Source organism: Natronohydrobacter thiooxidans, assembly GCF_001884735.1.
Taxonomy (GTDB): Bacteria; Pseudomonadota; Alphaproteobacteria; order Rhodobacterales; family Rhodobacteraceae; genus Roseinatronobacter; species Roseinatronobacter thiooxidans_A.
Window position 1 is genome coordinate 393,256 of the sequence record NZ_MJAP01000003.1, and the last position, 23,736, is coordinate 416,991.

The window sequence follows — 23,736 nt, forward strand, 5'->3', positions numbered from 1 at the left end:
TACTCAAATACGCCCTAACCCCCCGGAGCGCCGCATGATCCCACACTATCCTGATCTCAAAGATGCTTCCGTCTTTATCACAGGCGGCGGCTCGGGCATCGGGGCCGGTCTGACCGAAGCCTTTCTGCGGCAGGGCGCAAAGGTCGCTTTCGTGCAACGTTCGGATGCCACGGATTTCTGCAGCGAGATGGAACATAAAACCGGCCATCGCCCGTTGTTTCTGGCCTGCGACATCACCGATCCCGATGCGCTGACCGCCGCCATCGCGCAGGCCGCCGCGGCGCATGGCCCGGTGCAGGTGCTGGTGAACAATGCCGCCAATGACCAGCGCCATTCGCTGGCCGAGGCCACGCCCGAATTCATGGACTGGGCACTGGCGATCAATTTCAAATGCTATGTGACCGCCTGTCGGGCAGTGGTCCCGGCGATGCAGGAAGCGGGCAAAGGGTCGATCATCAATATCACCTCGATCAGCTACATGATGGGGATGGCGGGCTATCCGATCTACACCGCCGCCAATTCCGCGCTGAACGGCCTGACCCGCTCGCTGGCCCGCGAATTCGGCCCCGACCGTATCCGCGTGAACGCGCTGGCCCCCGGCTGGGTGATGACGCAGAAGCAACTGGACATGTGGGTGACGCCCGAAGGACTGGCCGCCCATCTCGCGCGCCAATGCCTGCCCGACACGCTGAGCCCCGAAGATATCGCGGGCGGCGTGTTGTTTCTCGCCTCGGAGACCAGCCGCGCCATGACCGGACAGGCGCTGGTCATTGATGGCGGGGTGGTGGTGACAGGATGAGCGCACTCGACTGGATCGCTGTCGACTGGGGCACGTCGCATCTGCGGGTCTGGGGGATCGCGGGCGATGCCGTGATCCGCGCCGCGCAATCCGATCAGGGCATGGGCAGGCTGAGCGCGCCGGAATTCGAGGGCGCGCTGCTTGCCCTCGTGTCGGACTGGCTACCTGCAGGCAAGCTCACACAGATTATCTGCGCAGGCATGGTCGGCAGCCGGCAGGGCTGGGTCGAGGCCCCTTACCGCGCGGTGCCCTGCACGCCCCTTGCCGAAACCTTCGTCCGCGCCCCCACGCAGGATCCGCGCCTGCAGGTCTATGTCATCCCCGGCCTGAAACAGCCGCGCCCGGCCGATGTCATGCGCGGCGAGGAAGTGCAGATCGCGGGCCATCTGGCGCGCAATCCGGGCTGGGACGGGGTGATCTGCCTGCCCGGCACGCATAGCAAATGGGCCCATCTCAGCGCCGGAGAAGTGGTCAGCTTCCAGACCTTTCTGACCGGCGAGAGTTTCGCGCTCTTGTCGCAACACTCGGTGCTGCGCCACAGCCTGTCCGGCTGGGAGGAGGCAGGTTTCGCGGAAGGGCTCGCGCAGGGGCTGGAGCGCCCCGAGCGCCTGCTCGCGCGCCTTTTCACCCTGCGCGCCGAGGGGCTTCTCGACGGGCTCTCGCCTGCTCTTGCGCGCGCGCGCCTGTCGGGCCTGCTGATCGGGGCTGAAATTGCTTCGGCCAAACCCTATTGGCTGGGCCAGCAAGTCGCGGTGCTGGGCGAGGGTGCGCTGGCGCGGCTCTATGTTCAGGCGCTCGAAACCCTGTCGGTGCCGGTCCGCGCGCATCCGGCGGATGACACCACGCTTGCCGGGCTGAAACTGGCCCGCGCGCGCCTTTTGCAACAGGAAAACCTATGCGCGAACTGATCGCCATTCTGCGCGGGATCACCCCGGTTGACGCCGTGCCGGTGGCCCGTGCCCTGATCGCAGCGGGGATCCGTCAGATCGAAGTGCCGCTGAACTCGCCCCGGCCCTATGAGAGCATCGCCGCCATGATCGCCGCCTGCGGGCAGGAGGCCAGGATCGGGGCGGGCACAGTGCTGGACGTGGCGCAGGTGCGCGAGCTTGCAAGGATCGGGGCAGAGCTCGTCGTCTCGCCCGATTGCAATGCGGAAATCATCAAAGCCACGCGCGCTGCCGGGATGCTCAGCTATCCGGGCGTCCTGACCCCGACCGAGGCTTTTGCCGCCATCCGCGCGGGCGCCAGCGGGTTGAAGCTCTTTCCCGCCGCGCTGATCGGCGCAGAGGGGCTGAAAGCCATGCGCGCCGTCCTGCCGCCCGAAATGCCGGTCTATGCGGTGGGCGGCGTCGGCGCGGGCGATTTCGCGACATGGCTTCAGGCGGGCGCGACGGGCTTCGGCCTTGGCACGGCGCTTTATGCTCCGGGAATGACGGCGGAAGAGGTTGCAGAGCGCGCCACCGCAATCGTGACATCATGGGATAATTGCGCATGACACCGCTGAACGATATCCGCTGCGAATTGGGTGAAGGGGCGTTCTGGCACCCCGAGCGGCAGGAATTCTTCTGGTTCGACATTCTCGGGGGCAAGCTGCACAGGCGCGACCAAAGCTGGGATCTGGGGGAAATGGCCTCGGCCATGGGCTGGGTCGATGCGGACCGCGCTGTGATCGCCACGGAAACCCGGCTCGCGCTCTTCGACTATGCCAGCGGCAGCCTGCGCACGCTTTGCGCGCTCGACGCCGAAAACCCTGTCACCCGCTCGAATGACGGGCGTGCCGATCCGCAGGGCGGGTTCTGGATCGGGACGATGGGCAAGCGCGCCGAAAAAGGCGCGGGCGCGATCTGGCGCTGGAAGGGGGGCGAATTGCGCTGCCTCTTCCCGCAGATCACCATTCCCAATGCGATCAGCTTCGCCCCGGACGGGCAGAGCGCGTGTTTTACCGACACAGTAACAGGCAAGGTGATGCGGGTGGCGCTCGATACTGAGGGCTGGCCCAGCGGCATGCCGGTCTGCTGGCTCGATCTCGCGCCCGAGGGGCTGAACCCCGATGGCGCGGTCTTTGACGCGGACGGCAATTTCTGGCTCGCACAATGGGGGGCGGCGCGGGTGGCCTGCTACGCCCCGGACGGGCAATTGCAGCAAAGCGTGGCGTTCCCCGCCCCGCATACCTCCTGCCCGGCATTCGGCGGGCCCGATCTGAGGGATCTCTACTGCACCACGGCCCGCGAAGGCCGCGAGAGCCCGACACCGCTTGACGGGGCCACGTTCTGCGCCAAGGGGATCGCACAGGGTCAGCCCGAGCATCGCGTGATCCTGTAGGCATTTTCTTGCTAAAAATACTCAATCCCGCCCCATCGGACAGCATATAGGCCCGCTATGAAGCGCACTCTTGGCGTCTGCTACTATCCCGAACATTGGCCAGAGGCGATCTGGCGCGAGGATGCGCGCCGCATGACAGCGGCGGGGCTGACATGGGTCAGGATCGGCGAATTCGCCTGGTCGCGGCTGGAGCCGGAACCGGGCAAGCTGCAATTCGACTGGCTGGACCGCGCCATCGCGGTGTTGGGCGAAGCCGGGCTGCAAGTCGTGCTCGGCACGCCCACCGCGACGCCGCCGCGCTGGATGATCGCGCGTCACCCCGACATGCTGGCGGTGGATGCCTATGGCCGCCCGCGCAAATTCGGCTCGCGCCGGCATTACTGTTTCAGCCATACGGGCTATCTGGACGAATGCCGCCGGATCACGCGGCTTCTGGGCGAACGCTACGGGCGCAATCCGCATGTCGCCGCCTGGCAGACCGATAATGAATATGGCTGCCATGAGACCACGCTCAGCTTCTCAGATGCCGCGCGCGTGGCGTTCCGCGACTGGCTGGCGCAGAAATACCAGAGCCCGGATGCGCTGAACCGCGCCTGGGGCAATATCTTCTGGTCGATGGAGTATCGCAGTTTCGACGAGATCGATCTGCCCAACCTGACCGTGACGGAACCGAACCCCGCCCATGTGATGGATTTCCGCCGGTTTTCCAGCGATCAGGTCGTGGCCTTCAACCGCGCGCAGGTGGATATCCTGCGCCCGCTGAGTGACGCGCCAATTGCGCATAACTATATGGGCCGGATTACGGAATTCGACCATTACACACTCGGCGCGGATCTCGATATCGCAAGCTGGGACAGCTACCCGATCGGGTTTCTCTCGGACCGGCTGGAGGCGACGCCGGATCACAAGGCCAGTTTCCTGCGTCAGGGCGACCCGGATTTTCAGGCGTTTCACCATGACCTCTACCGCAGCGTCGGCAAGGGCCGCTGGTGGATCATGGAACAGCAGCCCGGCCCGGTGAACTGGGCGCCCTATAATCCGATCCCGCTGCCGGGCATGGTGCGTCTGTGGACATGGGAAGCCTTCGCGCATGGGGCCGAAGCCGTGTGCTATTTCCGCTGGCGTCAGGCCCCTTTCGCGCAGGAACAGATGCATGCGGGGCTGTTGCGCCCGGACAGCGCGCCCGCGCCGGGGCTGCGAGAGGCGGAAGCGGTCGCGCGCGAACTGGCAGAGGCGCCCGAGGTCGATGATGGCCCCGCCGATGTCGCGCTGATCTTCGATTATGCAAGTGCCTGGGCCTGGGAGACGCAGCCGCAAGGGGCGGATTTCGACTATTTCCGGCTGGTCTTTGGCTGGTATCGCGCGCTGCGGCGGCTGGGCTTGAATATCGACATCCTGCCCCCCGACACCACTGACCTGTCGCGCTGGAAACTGGTGCTGGCGCCGGGGCTGTTCACGCTCTCGCCCGAGTTGCGCGCGGCACTGCCCTCCTGCCCCGGTCAGGTGGTGTTCGGGCCACGCGCCAATTCCAAAACCCCCGATTTCGCCATTCCGGCCGACCTGCCGCCTGATCTGCCGGGGCTCGTGGCCAAGGTCACCCGGGTTGAAAGCCTGCCGCCGGGCATCGGGGTCGCGCTGGAGGGGGGCGGGCAATTCCTGCATTGGGCCGAAGAGGTCGAGACCTCGGCAAGAGTGCTCTCGCGCCGCGCCGACGGGCTGCCTGCGCTAATTGCTGCGGATAATCTTGCCTATCTGGCGGGCTGGCCGGATGACATTACTCTGCGGCGCCTGCTGTCGCAGCTTTGCGCGGATGCGGGGATCGCGACGGTTGATCTGCCCGAAACCCTGCGCATGCGCCGGGCCGGGGGGCGGCGTTTCTGGCTGAATTACGGGCCAGAGCCGGTCACCATGGCGGGGCTGTCAATCCCCGCCGCGGGCGTCGTCTGGACCGAGATCTGAGCGGCGGGTCAGGCCACAGGTCGCAGTTTCAGGATCGCGCGGGCCTGGGACGCGGTGGCGACCGGGCGGCCGTATTTCTCGCAGAGCGCGACCGTCCGCTTGACCAGCGCTGCATTCGAGGGTGCGAGCGTGTTGCGGTCCAGCCGCACATTATCCTCCAGCCCGGTGCGGGTATGCCCGCCACGGCTGATGGCCCATTCATTGACCACGCTCTGATTGGGTCCGATCCCGGCGGCGCACCACAGCGCATCGGGTGCGAAACGCCGGAGTGTCTCGATATAGAAATCGAAGATCCGTTCATCCGCGATCATGGCATTTTTCACGCCCATAACGAATTGCACATAAAGCGGGTGCTTCAGCCGCCCATCTTCGGCCATGCGCGCGGCCTGAATGATATGCGACAGATCGAATGCCTCGATTTCCGGCATGACATCGTATTCGCGCATCTCGGATGCCAGCCAATCCACCAGATCGGGCGGGTTCTCATAGACGCGGGTCGGAAAATTGTTGGAGCCGACGGAGAGCGAGGCCATGTCGGGGCGCAGGGGCAGCATGCCGCCGCGCGCCTTGCCCGCGCCCGAACGCCCGCCGGTCGAGAACTGGATGATCATGCCGGGGCAATGTTTCTCCAGCCCCTCTTTCAGCCGCGCGAATTTCTCGGGATCAGAGCTTGGCGTCTCATCGTCATTGCGCACATGGCAATGCGCGATGGTGGCCCCGGCCTCGAAAGCTTCCTGCGTGCTCTCAACCTGCTCGGCGATGGTGATCGGGACTGCCGGATTCGCGGCCTTGGTCGGTACCGAGCCCGTGATGGCCACAGCGATGATGCAAGGGTTGGTCATGGGCGTTCTGTCCTTTCGTCGCGTCTCGGTCAGCCTCGCAATGTGCCGCCGGTTGCCTTGGTCACTTTCTCGATGATCTTGCGGCTGACCGCCTCGATATCCTCGTCGGTCAGGCTGCGGGAAACGGGTTGCAGGCGCACAGAGATCGCCAGCGATTTGCGCCCCGCGCCGAATTGCGCCTCGGCCTTGGGGCCGGTGAATTCGTCGAAGACCTGAACGCCCGCGATCAGCGACTTATCCGCGCCCGTGGCGGCATTGACCACTGTCAGCGCCTCGGTCCGGGCGTCCATGACGAAGGCGAAATCACGTTCCAGCGATTGCAGGGGACTGATCACCAGCGGCGCGCGCCCGGTCTTGCGCGCTTTCGGCAAGGGCGGGTTTTCCAGAAGCACCGTGAAGCCCATGACCGGGCCTTTCAGGTCATAGGTTTTCAGCAGGCGCGGATGCAATTCGCCATAGATCGCCAGCGGCAGTTTCGGGCCAAGGCTGATCACGCCTGCACGCCCCGGATGGAACCAGTCCGGCAGGTTGCGGTGAATCTGCGCCTTTGCGGGCGCCCCGATGGCGGAAAGCACGGCTTCGGCATCTGCCTTCGCATCATAAAGATCGACCGTGCGGCGGCTGCCATAGGGGTCGCGCGCAGCATTTGCGCCCACCAGGATGCCCGCCGCCTGCAGGCTCTGTTCCCCCGGTTCGCCCCCGGCAAAGACCGGTCCGACCTCGAACAGCGCCAGATCAAGCGTGCCGCGCGCCTGATTGCGCGCCGCCGCCTGCAACAGGCCCGGCAGCAGATCGGGGCGCATATGGGTCATCTCGGACGAGATCGGGTTTTCCAGCCGCAGGGCATCCGTACCGCCGCCAAAGAGCCGCGCCGCGTCGGCATCGATGAAGCTGTAGGTCACGCATTCATTATAGCCCAGACCCGCCAGCATACGCCGCGCCGCGCGGGCGCGCAGTTGCATCGGCGTCAGGATTGGACGGGCAACACCGGCCTGTGGGCGCGGAAGCGGTTTGCCTTCCAGCTTGGTCAGCGAGGCGATGCGTGCGATTTCCTCGACCAGATCGGCACTGCCCAGAATATCGGGTCGCCAGCTTGGCGGCTGCGCCTGATCGCCCGAAAGCGTGAAGCCCAGCGCTTCCAGCGTGGCGCGCTGATCCGCCTCGGGAATGTCCATGCCGACCAGCGAGCGAACGCGCAGCGGATCAAACCGGTAGCTGCGGGTCGTGTCCGGGATGGCCCCGTCCTGCACGACCTCTGATGCCTCGCCGCCGCACAGATCCAGCACCATGCGCGTGGCCAGTTCCAGCCCGTCCAGCGTGAAGGCCGGATCGACCCCGCGTTCGAACCGGTAGCGGGCATCCGAGTTGATCTTCAGCATGCGCCCCGTTGCGGCGATGGTGATCGGATCCCAATAGGCGGATTCAAGGAACACATCGACCGTATCCTCGGTGCAGCCGGATTGCGCGCCGCCCATGATGCCCGCCAGCGATTCCGGGCCATGATCATCGGAAATGACCATCTGCCCCGCCGCAAGCCGGTAGCTCTTGTCGTCCAGCGCCAGAAGCTCTTCGCCACCCTGCGCGGGGTGGATACGCAGGCCGCCCTGCACCTTCGCCGCGTCGAAAACATGCAAGGGGCGGTTCAGATCGAAAGTGAAGAAATTGGTGATATCGACCAATGCCGAGATGGGCCGCAGCCCGATGGCGCGCAGGCGTTTTTGCAGCCAGTCGGGCGACGGGCCATTCTTCACCCCGCGAATGACGCGCCCGGCAAAAAGCGGGCAGCCCTTGTCTTTCAGCGCGGGATCAATCGTCACGCTGATCGGGCTGGGGAAGCGGCCCGCCACGGGCTCGACCACCAGCGGTTTCAGTTTGCCCAGACCCCGCGCGGCCAGATCGCGGGCAATCCCGCGCACGCCCAGCGCGTCGGGGCGGTTGGGGGTTATGGCGATGTCGATCACCGGATCGTTCAGCCCCGCGTAATCAATGTAGCGCAGGCCCAGCGGTGCATCTGCGGGCAGATCAATGATCCCGTCATGATCCTCCGAGAGCATGAGTTCGCGCTCGGAACACAGCATGCCGTTGCTGGCCTGTCCGCGAATGACTCCGGGTTTCAGATCAACGCCAGTGCCCGGAACATGCGTGCCGACCGGCGCGAACACACCGACCAGACCAGTGCGCGCATTCGGTGCACCGCAAACAACCTGCACTTCCTCGGAGGCGCCCTCGGGGCCATGGGGGAAGGTCTCGACCCGGCACAGGCGCAGGCGGTCGGCATCGGGGTGCTGGACCGCCTCGATCACGCGGGCGATGCGGAAGGCGCCAAGGCTGGTCGCCGGGTCGATGATCTCTTCGACCTCAAGCCCCAGATCGGTCAGCGCCTCGGCAATCTGATCGAGGCTTGCCTCGGTTTCCAGATGATCCTTCAGCCAGGACAGCGTGAACTTCATGTCTCTTCCCCGAAATGACCGCGCATTTTCTGAAACTGCGCCCTAGCGCAATTTCAGGGTCGTGAAAAGCCGGGTACTTAGCGGCTGCGCGGATCGGTATCGTTCTCGTCTTCTTCTTCATCTTCCTCATCATCGGGAAGATTGAAGAAACTGTCGGCATCGCTGTAATCCGCCGCCTTGTTCTCGGTCTCGGCCTCGGGATTGAGATCGCTGAAGCTGAAATTCTCCAGCCCGGCAATCCCCGCAGGCATTTTCTGCTCGGCATCGGCTTCCAGCGATTGCTCGGTCGAGACCAGCTTGCGCCGCTCCTCGTCGCTCATGACGCCACCTTCGGCGGCGCGCTTGGCCGCAGCTTTCTGCACTTCCTTGTCCAGTTCGGACTGGCGGCACAGGCCCAGCGCCACAGGGTCGATGGGCTGCAGACTGGCGATATTCCAATGCGTGCGCTCGCGGATCGCGTCGATGGTCGAATTCGTGGTGCCCACCAGACGCCGGATCTGCGCATCGGCCAGTTCAGGATGGAACTTGACCAGCCACAGGATCGCCGCCGGGCGGTCCTGGCGTTTCGAGAGCGGCGTATAGCGCGGGCCACGGCGCTTCTCCTCGCCCTCGGAGGCGGGATTGTATTTCAGCTTGAGCGCGTGGCGCGGGTCTTTCTCGCCGCGCTCGATCTCGATCGGGTCAAGCTGATTGTTGGCCACGGGGTCGAAGCCTTTCACACCGGTCGCGACATCCCCGTCGGCGATGCCTTGCACTTCCAGCTCATGCAATCCGCAGAAATCGGCGATCTGCTTGAAACTGAGCGTGGTGTTGTCCACAAGCCAGACAGCGGTGGCCTTGGGCATCAGCGGTTTTGACATGACATGATCTCCTGTCATACGAGCGCAAGTGGGTTACGCATAGGTCATCAGGTGCCGGGACTTCGGCTGCAGGGCGGGCCTGCGTTCCTCGATTTCGGGGATTGTGGTGGTATAGCCTGTGTGGCGGCTCAGGGAAAGTGGAAATGACGAAGATTTTTTCGGGGCTGTTGATCCTGGCAGTGCTGGCCGTCCTGTTCTGGCAGCAATCGGGGGATGCGCCGCGCACCGACCCTGCGCAGCAGGACGGCTATCTGGTGCTGGCACTGAGCTGGACCCCAAGCTGGTGCGCCGTGACCGGACGCGACCGCGGCGATGAGCGCTGCGCGGCCGGGTCCGGGGCCGGATGGCTGGTGCACGGGCTCTGGCCGCAATTCGAGACCGGGGGCTGGCCCGAATTCTGCGACACTCCGCAGCCCGCCCCCAGCCGCGCCGAGACCGCCGCGATGATGGATATCATGGGCTCTGAGGGGCTCGCGTTGCATCAGTGGCGCAAGCATGGCACCTGCAGCGGGCTTGCCCCCGAGGGGTATTTCACCCAGACCCGCGCCGCCTTTGCCGCTGTAACCCTGCCCGAGGGGATCAGTTCCGCCGCCGGGCGCGCGCGTAGCGCGCCTGACGACCTGATGACCGCATTCCGGGCCGCCAACCCCGAGATCAGCGAGGACATGGCCATCCTGACCTGCCGCGAGGGCATGGTGCAGGAGATCCGGGTGTGTCTGAGTACCGATCTGACGCCACAGCGCTGCGACAGCGACTTGCTCTCGCGCGGATGCCGCGCGCGCAACGTGGACCTGCCCGCCCTACCCTGAGGCCCGCCCGGCCTCTTCCAGCGCCTGCAGCGCTTCGCGCAGCTTCGCAAGCGTGAGCGGTTTGGTCAGGCAGCCGTCGAAACCTGCCGCGAGATAGGCCTCGACCTGATGCGTCATGGCATTGGCGGTGAAGGCCAGCGCGGGAACATGCGGGCGCCCTTCGCTGCGCTCGATCTCGCGCAGCGTTCTCAGCAAGGTGACGCCATCCAGCCGCGGCATCGAGATATCCAGCAGCAACAGGTCGAACTGATCCTGCCGATAGAGATCGAGTGCCTCCAGCCCGTCATCGGCCATCGTTACCTGTGCGCCGAGCTGACCCAGCATCATGCCGAGAATCATCTGGTTGGTGCGATTGTCATCGGCGGCGAGAACCCGCATCGTGGTCAGATCGCGCAACGGCAGAGCGGGTGGGGTCGGGCGCGCTGGTAGCGCCTCCTGTTCCGCGACCGGAAGCGGAAGGTGCAGCGCGATCCTGCAGCCTGCATCCGGCGCGCTGTGAATCTCCATCTCGCCCCCCATCATGTCGACCAGACGCTTGACGATCGACATCCCGAGCCCGGTGCCGCCGAAGCGGCGCGAAATCGAGGTATCGGCCTGCGCAAAGGGCTCGAAGATGCGCGCCTGCTGGTCCTTGGCCATGCCGATGCCGGAATCATGCACCTCAAGGACAATGCCTTCGGGATCGGTCGCCCTCAGGGTCACGCTGACAAAGCCTTGCTCGGTAAACTTGACGGCATTGCTGACCAGATTATGGATGATCTGCATCAGGCGATGCGGATCCCCCAGTCGCTCCATGCGCACCGTGTCGTGCAGATGCACCGAAAAGGACAGCTGCTTCTCGGAGGCACGGAGCGTATGGACTTCCTCGATCCGACGCGCCAGCGTCGCGAGGCAGAAGGGGATGGTCTCAAGCTCCAGCGCATCGGCTTCGATCTTGGTCATGTCGAGAAGGTCATTGATAATACTCATCAGAAGATGGCCGGAATCCTGCAGGATCGCGATCATGCGCCGGTGTTCGGGATCGGCAACGCTGTCGGCGAGAATGCTGCTGATCCCGAGGATCCCGTTCAGCGGCGTGCGCATCTCATGGCTCATATTCGCCAGAAAATTCGATTTTGTCTCATTCGCACGGCGGGCCGAGGCCAGCGCCGCTTCACGCGCCTTGTCGGCCTCGACCAGCGCGGTCACATCGCTGACCGCATAGACCACGCGCAGCGTCGTAGCCTCGCCACCCGGAATGGGTGCCGCATTGATCGAGGCATAGCGCAGCCCATCGGGACAATGCAGCGCGATACGATGATTCTGCACGATCCGGCCACTGCGCTGAACGATCGCGAAAGGCTCTTGCTCGCTGGTGAAGCGGTTGCCGTCCAGATCCGTGACCTGCCAGTTGGGGCTGTCAAAGGGCTGGCCGATCAGATCCTGCAGCGACACGCCAAGCACATCCTCGCAGGCATCATTGGCGTAGATGATAAGCCCGTGTTCGTCGAACACCAGAAAGCCCGAGGCATTGGTGCTGACGATACCTTGCAGAAAGGCGCGCTCGCGGGCGAGTTCCGACTGCGCCGCATGCATGTCCTGCATGGCCATGCGCCGGGTCAGAACCGCGCGAATCACATCGGCGAAGGCGCGCAGCAGATAGACCTCGCCCGGCAGGAAATCACCCCGCCGTGCCACGCTATCGAACCCGACCATCCCGAAATAGTTGCCGCCATCAAGCATCGGCACCACCAGAAGCGAACGAATCTTCTGCGCGGACAACAGCTGATATTCGAGACTGGTCGTCGGAAGTTCGTCAATATCCGCGATCTGCATCGCTTCATTCCGGCGAAGAGGGTCCAGAAACCCCGCGAAATCCTCATCTGGCAGGTTCTGAAGATGGTCGATCATCGGCTCGACGCCGGGAGCGCACCATTCATGGGTGTTGCTGCTGAAGCCTCCGTGCGAAACGAAGACATAGGCCCGGTCGCGCATGTTGAAGCTGCCCAGCAGCGACAGGCAATCGTCAATGACCGCGTCGATATTGGCGATCTCGGTCGAGAGCAACCGGTGGATCAGATCCACGACCAGCGCCTGAACCTCGGTCAGGCGCTGGTCATTGCTGCGCGGCAGGATATCTGATTTGTCGGTCACCAGAGATTCCAATTATCAAGCGCATCAAAAAATAGCAGTGCCCGTCACCGGCCTTTGGCAGGGCAAGCAAAGATAACCCTCACAGGTTAGATCGCCCTGCGGGAAAAAACAATTTAAGGTTGCGCGAAGTCGCAAGATTCGGGCCGGATCGGGGCTTGCGCCGGGGCGGTCGTCGACTATAACGCGCCTCAATTTGTGCAGGGCCCGCGTGGCCCTTGCAGGCGCGCGCGCAGGTCAGTCAGGGGTCCGTCATGCCGAAGAGAACCGATATCCAGAAAATCATGATCATAGGCGCCGGGCCTATCGTCATCGGACAGGCCTGCGAATTCGACTATTCCGGCGCTCAGGCCTGCAAGGCGCTGCGCGAAGAGGGCTACAAGGTGGTTCTGGTCAATTCGAACCCGGCCACGATCATGACCGATCCGGGGCTGGCGGACGCGACTTATATCGAACCGATCACGCCTGAGATCGTAGCCAAGATCATCGAGAAAGAGCGCCCCGACGCGCTGTTGCCGACGATGGGCGGGCAGACGGGCCTGAACACCTCGCTGGCGCTGGCAGATCAGGGTGTGCTGGAGAAATTCGGGGTGGAACTGATCGGCGCCAATCGCGAGGCCATCGAAATGGCCGAGGATCGCAAGCTGTTCCGCGAGGCGATGGACCGGATCGGGCTGGAAAACCCGAAGGCCACGATCGTTGCGGCCCCCAAGCTCGCGAATGGCAAATATGACATCAACGCAGGCGTGGCCGAGGCGATGGCCGCGCTGGAAGAGATCGGTCTTCCGGCCATCATCCGCCCCGCCTTCACCCTTGGCGGCACTGGCGGCGGCGTGGCCTATAACCGCGACGATTATGAACGCATCTGCCGCTCGGGGCTGGACGCCTCGCCCATGGCGCAGATTCTGATCGATGAATCGCTCTTGGGCTGGAAGGAATACGAGATGGAAGTGGTCCGCGACCGCGCGGATAATGCCATCATCGTCTGTTCCATAGAAAACGTCGATCCGATGGGCGTACATACGGGCGATTCGATCACCGTGGCCCCGGCACTGACACTGACCGACAAGGAATATCAGATCATGCGCAACGGCTCGATTGCCGTCCTGCGCGAGATCGGGGTCGAAACCGGCGGCTCGAATGTGCAATGGGCGATCAACCCGGCCGATGGGCGCATGGTCGTGATCGAGATGAACCCGCGCGTGTCGCGCTCTTCGGCGCTGGCCTCCAAGGCGACGGGTTTCCCGATTGCCAAGATCGCGGCGAAGCTGGCGGTGGGCTATACGCTCGATGAGCTGGACAATGATATCACCAAGGTCACGCCTGCATCGTTTGAACCGACGATTGACTATGTTGTGACCAAGATCCCGCGCTTTGCCTTCGAGAAATTCCCCGGTTCCAAGCCCGAACTGACCACGGCGATGAAATCGGTGGGCGAGGCGATGGCGATTGGCCGGACCTTCCACGAATCCATGCAAAAAGCCCTGGCCTCGATGGAAACGGGTCTGAGCGGGTTTGACGAGATCACCATTCCCGGCGCCCCTGACAAGGCCGCCGTGATCAAGGCGATCAGCGCCCAGACCCCCGACCGGCTGCGCCTGATCGCGCAGGCGATGCGCGAGGGTCTGACGAATGACGAGATTCAGGCCGCGACCGCATTTGACCCGTGGTTTCTGGACCGTATCCGCGAGATCATCGACACCGAGGCCGAGATCGCCCGCAACGGGCTGCCGGTGACCGCAGACGGGCTGCGCGCGCTGAAAATGCTGGGCTTCACCGATGCAAGGCTTGCCAGGCTGACCGGGCGCGAGGAAGATCAGGTCCGCCGCGCGCGCCGCAATCTGGGCGTCAATGCCGTCTTCAAGCGCATCGACACCTGCGCCGCCGAATTCGAGGCGCAGACGCCCTATATGTATTCCACCTATGAGACCCCTGTCATGGGCGATGTGGAATGCGAAGCGCGCCCCTCTGACCGCAAGAAAGTGGTGATTCTGGGCGGTGGTCCCAACCGGATCGGACAGGGGATCGAGTTCGACTATTGCTGCTGTCATGCCTGTTTCGCGCTGACCGATGTCGGCTATGAGACGATCATGATCAACTGCAACCCAGAGACCGTCTCGACCGATTACGACACCTCGGACCGGCTTTATTTCGAACCGCTGACGCTGGAACATGTGCTGGAAATCCTGCGCGTCGAGCAGGAAAACGGCACATTGCATGGGGTGATCGTGCAATTCGGTGGCCAGACGCCGCTGAAACTCGCGAATGCCCTGCAGGAAGAGGGCATCCCGATCCTTGGCACCTCGCCCGATGCGATTGACCTTGCCGAAGACCGCGAGCGGTTTCAGGCGCTGCTGAATGACCTGGGTCTGAAACAGCCGGTCAATGGCATTGCCTCCAGCCGGGATCAGGCTTTCGAGATTGCTGCGAAAGTCGGCTATCCGCTGGTGATCCGCCCCTCTTACGTTCTGGGCGGGCGCGCAATGGAGATCGTGCGCGATGACGCGCATCTGGAACGCTATATCCGCGACGCGGTGCAGGTTTCGGGCAAGAACCCGGTGCTTCTGGACAGCTATCTTGTGGGCGCGGTCGAGGTGGATGTGGATGCGCTCTGCGACGGCGAGAATGTCCATGTCGCGGGCATCATGCAGCATATCGAAGAGGCGGGCGTCCATTCGGGCGACAGCGCCTGTTCCCTGCCGCCCTATTCGCTGGACGCGGCCATGATCGCCGAGTTGCGCATACAGACCGAGGCACTGGCGCGTGGCCTGAATGTCGTGGGGCTGATGAATGTGCAATTCGCGATCAAGGATGGCGTGATCTATGTGCTGGAGGTGAACCCGCGTGCTTCCCGCACCGTGCCCTTCGTCGCCAAGGCCACGGATAGCGCGATTGCCTCGATTGCCGCGCGGCTGATGGCAGGTGAGAAGCTGTCGAATTTCCCGCTGCGCGGACCGATCAAGGCCGATGTCGCGCCCTCCGAGCCGATGCCGATGGGCGATCCGATGACGCTTGCCGATCCGCAGACCCCGTGGTTCTCGGTGAAGGAAGCCGTGCTGCCCTTCGCCCGCTTCCCCGGCGTGGACACGCTGCTTGGCCCGGAAATGCGCTCGACCGGCGAGGTCATGGGCTGGGCGCGCAATTTCGCGCGCGCCTTTTACAAGGCGCAACTTGGCGCGGGCGTGAATCTGCCCGAAAGCGGCAAGATCTTCCTGTCGATCAAGGATTACGACAAGGGGCCACAGATGCAGGAAGCGGCGCAATGCCTGACCGATCTGGGCTTTGAGATCATAGCAACCCGCGGCACGGCAGATTGGCTGAAAGCGCAGGGCGTCACCTGCGAAGTGGTGAACAAGGTCTATGAGGGCCGTCCCAATATCGTCGATCTGCTGAAATCGGGTGAGATTGTCATGGTGCTGAACACGACCGAGGGCGCGCAGGCCATCGAGGACAGTCGCGAGATCCGTTCGGTCGCACTCTATGACAAGATCCCCTATTTCACCACGGCGGCGGGCAGCCATGCGGCGGTCATGGCGATCAAGGCGCGCGAGGAAGGCGAAATCGGCGTGCGCGCGCTGCAGCATCAGGAAGCGTGAGCGACAGGCAAGGCGGGTGGCGCCCCGCCTTGCCGCAGCGGGCCTGTCGCGCGATCTGCTGGCCGTTCCTGACTGTCACATAGTCCTCCTCATCCGGCGCCAGCGCTGGCCGACTGGCCTGCGACGTGTAGCGTCGCTTTCCCCTGCTCCCCGCAAGATCACTCAAATAATGGTGATGACACCGGAATGCCCGATTGGTGCAAAAGAATTGTGGTCCGGTCGGGTTAGCCTCATTCTTGCCTTTCTGCTGCGCTATAGACTGTCCGGATCAAGGTGAGATGTGGAATGATGCAGTTGAGTGTTGAGGAAGTACCCATGCCTTCGGGCGCGCCGGAAAAGATGCAGTTCGCTTTCGGGACCACACGGATCGAGGTGACGACGCCAAGCTGGGAAGAGACGCTCGCATCGGTTGGCGCCCATCTCAAGGCGCGCCGTGGCTTCGCACTGGCGACGATCAATCTGGATCATCTGGTCAAGCTGCGCGCCGATACCGGTTTTCGCATGGCCTATGCGCGCCATGACATCATCGTCGCGGATGGAAACCCGATTGTCTGGCTGTCGCGCCTTGCCAGACGCCCGGTGGAGCTGATCCCCGGATCCGAGTTGATCGACCCGCTCGCAGAACTTGCCGCCACGCTTGGCGTATCAGTGGCGTTTTTCGGCAGCAGCCCCGAGGTGCTGGAAAAGGCCGCCGAAACCCTGCAACGTCGGCATCCTGGCCTCAAGCTCGCCATACGGATCGCGCCGCCCATGGGGTTTGACCCCAAAGGGCCGGTCGCGGAACGTCTGCTCAGAGATATCGCCGATTCGGGGGCGGGGCTGTGTTTCGTGGCGCTTGGCGCTCCCAAGCAGGAAGAATTCGCGGCTTTCGGGCGCAGCATCGCCCCGCAGCTCGGCTTCGTCTCGATCGGGGCGGGGCTGGATTTCATCGCGGGAACCCAGACCCGCGCGCCGCGGCTGGTGCGGAGGCTCGCGCTCGAATGGTTCTGGCGGATGATGCTTGCGCCCGGACGTCTGGGGATGCGCTATCTGCGCTGCATCCTGATCCTGCCAGGGCAGGCATTGGCGGCGTTGCGCCTGCGCCAGCGGACAGGGTAGGGCCGGGCCGCGCGGGGACCATGGCAATACGGAATACGGACGGAACCAGACAGATGACAGGTCGCAGGACAGGATTGACCCTTGCAGGTATTGCCGTGGTTATGGCCGCAGCCGCCGCATGGTGGCAGTTGAAAGCGCCTGCGGCACTTTCGACCGAAGAGCGCGCCGCGCTTTTCGCAGTACCGCTGGACGCGCCCGAGGCCGGTGCCGGAAAGTTCTATCTGGGCCATAGCCTGATCGGCCCCAATATCCCTGCCTTCGTGCAGCAACTGGCCGAAGCTGCCGGGTTTCACGACCCGTCCTATCACAGCCAGTTGGGCTGGGGCACCAGCCTGCGCGAACACTGGTATCCGACACTCACCATCAACGGCTATGCCGAGATGAATGCCAGCCCCGCCCATGCCCCCGCGAAACCTGCGCTGGAAAGCGGCAGCTATGATGTGCTCGTGCTCACCGAAATGGTGGATCTGCAGGATGCAATCCGCTGGCACGATTCGGGCCGCTATGCCGGGCTCTGGGCCAGTTTCGCGCGCCAGAGCCGCGCCGATATGCGGATCTATCTTTACGAGACATGGCATCGCACCGACATTCCAGAGGGCTGGCTGGACCGGATCGACGCCGATCTGCCGAATCTTTGGGAAGGCACGATTCTGGCGCAGGCCAAGGCCATGGCCGATGTGGGCGTGATCCATCTGATCCCGGCAGGTCAGGCCATGGCCGCCTTTACGCGCGCGCTGGAAGCGCAGGGCGGTCTGCCCGGCCTTGAAGACCGACACGGGCTGTTCGCGCTGAACGAGGACGGCATGCGCGACACGATCCACCCCAATGATCTGGGCAGCTATCTGGTGGCGCTGGTGCATTTCGCGACGCTCTATCACATGGACCCTGCGGGTCTGCCGCATGAACTGACACGCGCCGATGGCACAGCGGCAGAGGCGCCCTCGCCCGAAGTGGCAGCACTGATGCAGCAGATCGCCTGGGATGTCGTGCGCCGCCTGCCACAGACCGGGGTTGCGCCATGAAAGCCTTTTTCATTCTTGTGATGGCACTGGCCCTGCCCTGCGCGGCTTTCGCGCAGGGTCTGACCTCGCCCCGCGATGCCGGAACCGCGCCCTGGCTGGGCATGAACATGACCGAATTGCGCGATCACCAGCCGCAGCGCCCCTTCATCGATGTGATGAAAACCGCGCGCGCCTGGTACGGGCATCTGCCGGGGCAATGGGGCGGCTGGGAAGAGGCCGATCTGATCGCGGCGGGCGCGCTCGGGCCGCAGGGCTGGCCGACCCATGTGCCGGAAGAGATTACCGGCATCTCGACCCTGATGCTGGTCGATCTGGCCGAGGATACCGGCGGCGTGGCCGGGAATTACCGCCTGACGCATGAGGGCGAGGGGCGGCTGGAGATCGGCGGGCGCGTGGGGGGCGTGCGCCGCGCGGGGCGCAGCGAGCTATGGTTCAGCTTCACCCCCGGCCCCGGCGGGATTGAACTGACCATCCGCCAGACCGATCCGGAAAATCCAATCCGCAACATCCAGATCGTGCATCAGGACCATATCGCCGCCCATGCCGAAGGCGCGCTGCTGAACCCCGACTGGCGCGCGCGGATGGAGGGCATGGCGCTCTTGCGCTTCATGGCATGGCAGAACACCAATTACGCGACATGGAGCGCGTGGGACGACCGGCCATTGCCTGACGATTACACCTGGACCCCGCGCGGCGTGCCGCTGGAAATCCTGATCCGGGTGGCGAATGAGATGGGAACGGATGCATGGTTCAACATCCCGCATCTGGCCGATGACGCCTATATCGAGGCCATGGCCGAAATGATCCGCGACCAGCTTGACCCGGCGCTGACCGCATGGATCGAATTCTCGAACGAGACCTGGAACTGGTCCTTCCCGCAGGCCCATGCCGCCGCCGAGGCTGCCCGAGCGCGCTGGGGCAACCGCGATCTGTGGCAGGAATGGAACGCGATGCGCGCGGCGCAAATGGTGCAGATTTTCAATCGGGTCTTTGGCGATGACGGCCACCGGCTGAACCGGGTTCTGGCCACGCAAACCGGCTGGCTGGGGCTGGAAGAGCAGCTTGAATCCCCCCATTGGCAGGCCGAACACCCCGACAACCCGGCCCCGCCGACGCTCTTCGACACTTACGCCATCACCGGCTATTTCAGCGGCACGCTGGGCACGCCGGAAGCCGCGCCCCTGCTGCGCGACTGGCTGTCCGAGGCGCAATCCGAGGCGCGCGCACAAGGCATGGCGCGGGGCTTGGGTGGCACCGAACTTGACGAGTTCACCAGCATCGAGAGCCACCGGATATTAGAGCCGAAACTGACCGAAGATCTGCTCGATGGCCGCCACAGCAATGACCCGCGCGGCACGGTTGCGCGCATCGTGACCCATTACCTGCCCTATCATCTGGACGTGGCCCGGCGCTGGGGCTTGGATCTGGTCGCCTATGAGGGTGGCACGCATCTTCTGGGGCTGGGCGAGGTGATGCATGACCTCGAGCTGACCGCGCTCTTTGTCGATTTCAACTATTCGACTGGCATGGGTCAGCTTTATTCCGAGTTGCTGCGCGGCTGGTATGCCGGGGGGGGCGGGCTTTTCGTGCACTATTCCGACATTCGCCGCGCCAGCCACTGGGGCAGTTTCGGCGCCTTGCGCCATGTGAAAGACGACAATCCGCGCTGGAATGCGCTGGTTGGCTTTGACCCCGAAAAGGTGCGCCCGTGACCCCGGTTCTGTCTGTCCTGATCCCTGCCAGCAATGAAGAGCGCTATATCGGCCCCTGCCTGAAAGCGGTGCTGAATTCCGACCCGGTGCCCGGATATACGGTCGAGGTGATCGTGATCGCGAATGGCTGCGATGATGATACTGTGGGCGTCGCCCGGCGCTTTCGCGAGATGGCCGAGGGGCGGGGCTGGCGGCTGACGATCCTTGATCTCTATGAGGGCGGCAAGATCGGCGCACTGAATGCGGGCGATGAGAAAGCCATCGGGCGGCTGCGGGTCTATCTGGATGCCGATGTGACCCTCAGCCCGCCGCTGCTGGCGGAACTGGCGGCGGCGCTCAGCCAGCCCGGCGCGCGCTATGCCACCGGGACACCGGAAATCAGCCCCGCGGTCACCCTTGCCACCCGTATCTATGGGCGGTTCTGGGCGCGCGTGCCCTTCATGCGCGAAGGGGCGCCGGGTTTCGGCATCTACGCGGTGAATGCCGAAGGCCGCAGCCGCTGGGCGGAATTTCCGGATATCATCTCGGACGATACCTTTGTGCGGTTGAATTTTGCGCGCGCCGAGCGGGTGCAGGTTCGGGCAACCTATCGCTGGCCGCTGGTCGAGGGATTCAGCAATCTGGTGCGCGTGCGGCGCAGGCAGGATCAGGGCGTGGCGCAGATCAAAGCGCTTTTCCCCGCTCTGGCGCAGAATGACACCAAGGCCCGCGCCAATCTGCCTGCCCTGCTGCGCGCCGATCCGCTGGGCTTCGTGGTCTATACGACCGTGGCTTTGCTGGTGCGGCTGGGGGGATTGCGCCCCGGCGCCTGGACACGCGGGCGATAGGCCGCAGCCCGGCGCCCTCGCCATCGCGGGCTGCCTGCGCTACTGACAGAGCATGCCCTGCCAGAGGTCCGCTCGATGCACACCCCCCTGCCCCTGACCCGCGATCTGGTGCTGATCGGCGGCGGCCACACCCATGCGCTGGTGTTGCATAAATGGGCGATGACCCCCCTTGCGGGCGTGCGGGTGACGCTGATCAACCCCGACCCGACCGCGCCCTATACCGGCATGCTGCCCGGCCATATCGCGGGCCATTACCCCCGCGACGCGCTGGAGATCGATCTGATCCGGCTGGCCCGCCGCGCGGGCGCCCGCGTCATCCTTGGCCGCGCCGAAGGGTTGGACCCGACCGCGCGTCAGGTGCATCTGCCCGGACGCCCGCCCATCGCCTATGATGTGGCCTCGGTCGATATCGGCATCACCTCAGACCTGCCCGCGCTGCCGGGGTACATTGAGCACGCGGTCTCCGCCAAGCCGCTCGGGGCCTATGCCACGCGCTGGCAGGACTGGCTGGCGCAGGTGCAGGCAGGCGAATTGCCCGCGCAGATCGCCATCATCGGCGGCGGCGTGGCCGGGGTCGAACTGGCGCTGGCCATGGCCCACCGGCTGCAGGGTCATGCGTATGAGATCACGCTCATAGATGCAGGCCCGCTCCTGCCCCATATCGGCGCGCAGGCCCGCAAGCGGCTGATCGCGCATCTGGCGCGAAGGCAGGTGCGCGTGATCGAGAACACGCGGCCCGCAGCCGTCACCGCCGAAGGGCTGGTGTTGCAGGACGGGCAGGTGATCGCAGCCAGTTTCGTGCTGGGGGCCGCGGGGTCGCGCCCGCAGGACTGGCTGCGCGCCACAGGGCTGGATCTGACCGAGGGCTTCATTTCCGTCGATCCTTTCCTGCGCGCGGTCAATGCGCCCGAGGTTTTTGCCGTCGGAGATTGCGCGCATATGGCCCATGCGCCGCGCCCCAAGGCTGGGGTCTATGCCGTCCGTCAGGCCCCGATCCTGTTTCAGAACCTGCGCGCGGCCCTTGGGGCGGGGCGGATGCGCGCCTACCGGCCCCAGCGCGACTATCTGAAACTCGTCTCGCTGGGCGGGAAATCCGCGCTGGCCGATAAATGGTCGCTGCCGCTCGAAGGGCGCTGGCTCTGGCGGGTGAAAGACCGGATCGACGCGAAATTCATGGACCAGTTCCGTGACGCGCGCCCGATGCCCGCTACCCTGCCCCGCGCCCATGCCAGCGGGCTGGCCGAGATGCTGGGCGATAGACCGCTTTGCGGTGGGTGTGGCGCGAAGATGGGGGCGCAGACGCTGAAGGCTGCCCTGCCGGAGGTGGCGCGCGACGATATCGAAGCCGGGATCGGGGATGATGCCGCCATTCTGCGCATGGGCGCGACGCGGCAGGTGATTGCGACCGATCATCTGCGCGCGCTGGTCGAGGATCCCTGGCTGATGGCGCAGATCGCCGCCACCCATGCGCTGGGTGATATCTGGGCGATGGGGGCGCGCCCGCAGGCGGCGCTCGCCTCGGTCACACTGCCGCGCATGGCGCCTGAATTGCAGGCCCGCACGCTGCGCGAGGTGATGGCGGGGGCAGAATCCGTGCTTGGCCCGGCGGGCGCGGCACTGGTCGGCGGGCATAGCGCGATGGGGGCCGAGATGCAGCTTGGCTTCACCCTGACCGGGCTTCTGGACGGGCGCGCGCTGACAAAATCCGGTGCGCAGGTAGGCGATGCGCTGATCCTGACCAAGCCGCTGGGCTCCGGCGTGATCATGGCCGCCGAAATGCAATGGACCGCCCCCGGCGCAGTGGTCGCGGGCGCGCTGGCGGCGATGGTCGAGGGGCAGGCACAGGCCGCCGATATCCTGCGCCATGACGCCCATGCCATGACCGATGTGACCGGCTTCGGGCTGGCCGGGCATCTGGCGGAAATGCTGAAGCCCGACGGCCTGAGCGCGCGGATCCACCTTGCCGCCCTGCCGCTTCTGGACGGGGCCGAGGCGCTGGCCGGGCACGGCATCGCCTCAAGCCTTGCGCCCGCCAATCGCGCGGCACTTCTGGGGCTGCTCGACGCCCCGCACTCCGCGCGCGCGGCGCTGTTGATCGACCCGCAAACGGCGGGTGGCTTGCTTGCAGCAGTGCCGGAGGCGCGGGCCGAGGCGCTGCTGGGGCAACTGCTTGAGGCAGGTTACAGGGCGGCGATTGTTGGAAAAGTGACAGCGGATCGCGGGCCGAAAATCACTGCGGCATGATTTGCCTGTCACCTGTGCTTACAGATTCCCGATATTGCAGCAGGTGATTCAGCCGTTCTGCCGCCCGATCCTGCGACTTATCCGATAAATCGGCCAAATCAATCCGCTCAAGCGTCTCGACACGCCTTTGGGCGCGGGCATAGCTTGGATCGTAATGATGCAAGATCAGATCCGAGACCAGATCGCCAAAGCGCCCCTCACCTGCGGCCTCATGCCAGGTGGCCAGCCGGTCTTTCGACTGATAGGGGCGCAGCTTTTCCAGCACTCCGGCCAGCCGCGCCGGGTCGTCGCAGAACCCGTGATAGTCCTGCAGAATATGCGCGACCCGCGCCGCCAGCGGGGCGGTGATCTCGACGCGCGGGGCGCAGCGCATCGCCTGCCACAGCGAGGGCGGCAGACGCAGACGGCCAATGCGGTTCGATTCCGCCTCGATCAGCACGGGCCGCGCAGGGTCCAGCGCGACCAGCGCCTGCGCCAGCCGCGTCTCGAACAGTTTCTGCGACGGTTGCGGGTCGCCCGCACCAAAAAGCGAGCCGCGATGCGCGGCCAATGCCTCCAGATCCAGCACCTGCCCGCCCGAGGCCGCGACCCGCGCCAGAATCCCGGTCTTCGCGGTGCCCGTGCCCCCGTCAAGCAACACCACCTGCGCCGGAAAAGGCGCATCATAGAGCTGCGCCTGCACCAGACGCCGATAGCTCTTGTAGCCGCCCTCCAGCACCGAGACCCGCCAGCCGATCTGGCGCAGGATCGTGGCAAAAGACCCCGAGCGCTGCCCGCCGCGCCAGCAATAGACCATGGGCTGCCAGTCGCCGGGCTTGTCCGAAAGCGGCCCCAGCAGATGCCGCGCCACATTCATCGCCACCAGCGCCGCGCCGCGCTTGCGCGCCAGAAACGGGCTTTGCTGCTTGTAGATCGTGCCGATCTCGGCGCGCTCGGCATCGCTCAGCACCGGCAGGCTGATCGCGCCGGGCAGGTGATCTTCGGCAAATTCGCTGGGCGCGCGGGCATCGATGATCGTATCCGCGCCAAGCGTAGCAAGATCGTGCAGAGAGGTCAGTTTCATGAT

The 23,736-nt window shown here is 64.7% G+C and carries 17 protein-coding genes; 12 read left to right on the top strand and 5 right to left on the bottom strand.

Annotated elements, in window-relative coordinates:
• Positions 1-34: 34 nt before the first annotated feature.
• From BG457_RS04455 to BG457_RS04475, 5 genes are read left to right on the top strand one after another with little or no spacing between them, the layout of a single operon-like run.
• Positions 35-799 (top strand): SDR family NAD(P)-dependent oxidoreductase, encoded by a 765-nt coding sequence (locus BG457_RS04455; RefSeq protein WP_071795777.1) that lies wholly within the window; start codon positions 35-37, stop codon positions 797-799.
• Positions 796-1,707, top strand: coding sequence for a 2-dehydro-3-deoxygalactonokinase (locus BG457_RS04460; RefSeq protein ID WP_071795778.1), 912 nt, complete (start codon positions 796-798; stop codon positions 1,705-1,707). The genes BG457_RS04455 and BG457_RS04460 overlap by 4 nt, the downstream gene beginning before the upstream one ends.
• Positions 1,695-2,294 carry a 2-dehydro-3-deoxy-6-phosphogalactonate aldolase gene (locus BG457_RS04465; protein ID WP_071795779.1) on the top strand — a complete coding sequence of 200 codons (600 nt, stop codon included), beginning with the start codon at positions 1,695-1,697 and terminating at the stop codon, positions 2,292-2,294. Before BG457_RS04460 ends, BG457_RS04465 begins: the two co-directional genes overlap by 13 nt.
• Complete coding sequence (locus BG457_RS04470) at positions 2,291-3,121, top strand: SMP-30/gluconolactonase/LRE family protein (RefSeq protein WP_071795780.1); 831 nt, start codon at positions 2,291-2,293, stop codon at positions 3,119-3,121. Before BG457_RS04465 ends, BG457_RS04470 begins: the two co-directional genes overlap by 4 nt.
• Before the next feature lie 57 nt (positions 3,122-3,178).
• Positions 3,179-5,080 carry a beta-galactosidase gene (locus BG457_RS04475; protein ID WP_071795781.1) on the top strand — a complete coding sequence of 634 codons (1,902 nt, stop codon included), beginning with the start codon at positions 3,179-3,181 and terminating at the stop codon, positions 5,078-5,080.
• A gap of 8 nt (positions 5,081-5,088) precedes the next feature.
• Here the strand turns inward: BG457_RS04475 and BG457_RS04480 are convergent, their stop codons facing one another.
• From BG457_RS04480 to BG457_RS04490, 3 genes are all read right to left on the bottom strand, one after another.
• Positions 5,089-5,922 (bottom strand): 3-oxoadipate:acetyl-CoA acetyltransferase, encoded by an 834-nt coding sequence (locus BG457_RS04480; protein WP_071795782.1) that lies wholly within the window; start codon positions 5,920-5,922, stop codon positions 5,089-5,091.
• Positions 5,923-5,951: 29 nt separating this feature from the next.
• Positions 5,952-8,372, bottom strand: a complete 2,421-nt coding sequence (gene pheT, locus BG457_RS04485; RefSeq protein WP_071795783.1) for a phenylalanine--tRNA ligase subunit beta — start codon at positions 8,370-8,372, stop codon at positions 5,952-5,954.
• 77 nt (positions 8,373-8,449) lie between these two features.
• Positions 8,450-9,232 (bottom strand): DUF1013 domain-containing protein, encoded by a 783-nt coding sequence (locus tag BG457_RS04490; protein ID WP_071795784.1) that lies wholly within the window; start codon positions 9,230-9,232, stop codon positions 8,450-8,452.
• 143 nt (positions 9,233-9,375) lie between these two features.
• On the opposite strand from BG457_RS04490, the gene BG457_RS04495 reads away from it, so the two are divergent.
• Positions 9,376-10,041, top strand: a complete 666-nt coding sequence (locus tag BG457_RS04495; RefSeq protein ID WP_084657461.1) for a ribonuclease T2 family protein — start codon at positions 9,376-9,378, stop codon at positions 10,039-10,041.
• On the opposite strand, the gene BG457_RS04500 is transcribed toward BG457_RS04495, so the two are convergent.
• Positions 10,033-12,174, bottom strand: a complete 2,142-nt coding sequence (locus tag BG457_RS04500; protein WP_139257546.1) for an ATP-binding protein — start codon at positions 12,172-12,174, stop codon at positions 10,033-10,035. The genes BG457_RS04495 and BG457_RS04500 overlap by 9 nt on opposite strands.
• A gap of 251 nt (positions 12,175-12,425) precedes the next feature.
• Between BG457_RS04500 and carB the strand changes: the two genes are divergently transcribed.
• From carB to selD, 6 genes are all read left to right on the top strand, one after another.
• Positions 12,426-15,767 (top strand): carbamoyl-phosphate synthase large subunit, encoded by a 3,342-nt coding sequence (gene carB, locus BG457_RS04505; protein WP_071796058.1) that lies wholly within the window; start codon positions 12,426-12,428, stop codon positions 15,765-15,767.
• Between the two features lie 285 nt (positions 15,768-16,052).
• Positions 16,053-16,865, top strand: a complete 813-nt coding sequence (locus BG457_RS04510; protein WP_245770925.1) for a WecB/TagA/CpsF family glycosyltransferase — start codon at positions 16,053-16,055, stop codon at positions 16,863-16,865.
• Positions 16,866-16,918: 53 nt separating this feature from the next.
• A complete protein-coding gene (locus BG457_RS04515) occupies positions 16,919-17,887 on the top strand; it encodes a hypothetical protein (protein ID WP_139257547.1) in 969 nt (322 codons plus the stop codon).
• On the top strand, positions 17,884-19,599 hold the full coding sequence (locus BG457_RS04520; RefSeq protein ID WP_071795787.1) for a hypothetical protein: 1,716 nt from the start codon (positions 17,884-17,886) through the stop codon (positions 19,597-19,599). Before BG457_RS04515 ends, BG457_RS04520 begins: the two co-directional genes overlap by 4 nt.
• On the top strand, positions 19,596-20,426 hold the full coding sequence (locus BG457_RS04525; RefSeq protein ID WP_071795788.1) for a glycosyltransferase family 2 protein: 831 nt from the start codon (positions 19,596-19,598) through the stop codon (positions 20,424-20,426). The genes BG457_RS04520 and BG457_RS04525 overlap by 4 nt, the downstream gene beginning before the upstream one ends.
• Positions 20,427-20,501: 75 nt before the next feature.
• Positions 20,502-22,670: a selenide, water dikinase SelD gene (selD, locus tag BG457_RS04530; RefSeq protein WP_071795789.1), complete on the top strand. Its 2,169-nt coding sequence runs from the start codon at positions 20,502-20,504 to the stop codon at positions 22,668-22,670.
• Here selD and mnmH read toward each other — a convergent pair.
• Positions 22,657-23,733, bottom strand: coding sequence for a tRNA 2-selenouridine(34) synthase MnmH (mnmH, locus tag BG457_RS04535; RefSeq protein ID WP_071795790.1), 1,077 nt, complete (start codon positions 23,731-23,733; stop codon positions 22,657-22,659). The genes selD and mnmH overlap by 14 nt on opposite strands.
• Between the last annotated feature and the right edge of the window lie 3 nt (positions 23,734-23,736).

Excerpts from the sequence above, each read along its gene's own strand:
- BG457_RS04455 (WP_071795777.1), top strand. The coding sequence starts at position 35 with ATGATCCCACACTATCCTGATCTCAAAGATGCTTCCGTCTTTATCACA.
- BG457_RS04460 (WP_071795778.1), top strand. The coding sequence starts at position 796 with ATGAGCGCACTCGACTGGATCGCTGTCGACTGGGGCACGTCGCATCTG.
- BG457_RS04465 (WP_071795779.1), top strand. The coding sequence starts at position 1,695 with ATGCGCGAACTGATCGCCATTCTGCGCGGGATCACCCCGGTTGACGCC.
- BG457_RS04470 (WP_071795780.1), top strand. The coding sequence starts at position 2,291 with ATGACACCGCTGAACGATATCCGCTGCGAATTGGGTGAAGGGGCGTTC.
- BG457_RS04475 (WP_071795781.1), top strand. The coding sequence starts at position 3,179 with ATGAAGCGCACTCTTGGCGTCTGCTACTATCCCGAACATTGGCCAGAG.
- BG457_RS04480 (WP_071795782.1), bottom strand. The coding sequence starts at position 5,922 with ATGACCAACCCTTGCATCATCGCTGTGGCCATCACGGGCTCGGTACCG.
- pheT (WP_071795783.1), bottom strand. The coding sequence starts at position 8,372 with ATGAAGTTCACGCTGTCCTGGCTGAAGGATCATCTGGAAACCGAGGCA.
- BG457_RS04490 (WP_071795784.1), bottom strand. The coding sequence starts at position 9,232 with ATGTCAAAACCGCTGATGCCCAAGGCCACCGCTGTCTGGCTTGTGGAC.
- BG457_RS04495 (WP_084657461.1), top strand. The coding sequence starts at position 9,376 with ATGACGAAGATTTTTTCGGGGCTGTTGATCCTGGCAGTGCTGGCCGTC.
- carB (WP_071796058.1), top strand. The coding sequence starts at position 12,426 with ATGCCGAAGAGAACCGATATCCAGAAAATCATGATCATAGGCGCCGGG.
- BG457_RS04510 (WP_245770925.1), top strand. The coding sequence starts at position 16,053 with ATGATGCAGTTGAGTGTTGAGGAAGTACCCATGCCTTCGGGCGCGCCG.
- BG457_RS04515 (WP_139257547.1), top strand. The coding sequence starts at position 16,919 with ATGACAGGTCGCAGGACAGGATTGACCCTTGCAGGTATTGCCGTGGTT.
- BG457_RS04520 (WP_071795787.1), top strand. The coding sequence starts at position 17,884 with ATGAAAGCCTTTTTCATTCTTGTGATGGCACTGGCCCTGCCCTGCGCG.
- selD (WP_071795789.1), top strand. The coding sequence starts at position 20,502 with ATGCACACCCCCCTGCCCCTGACCCGCGATCTGGTGCTGATCGGCGGC.
- mnmH (WP_071795790.1), bottom strand. The coding sequence starts at position 23,733 with ATGAAACTGACCTCTCTGCACGATCTTGCTACGCTTGGCGCGGATACG.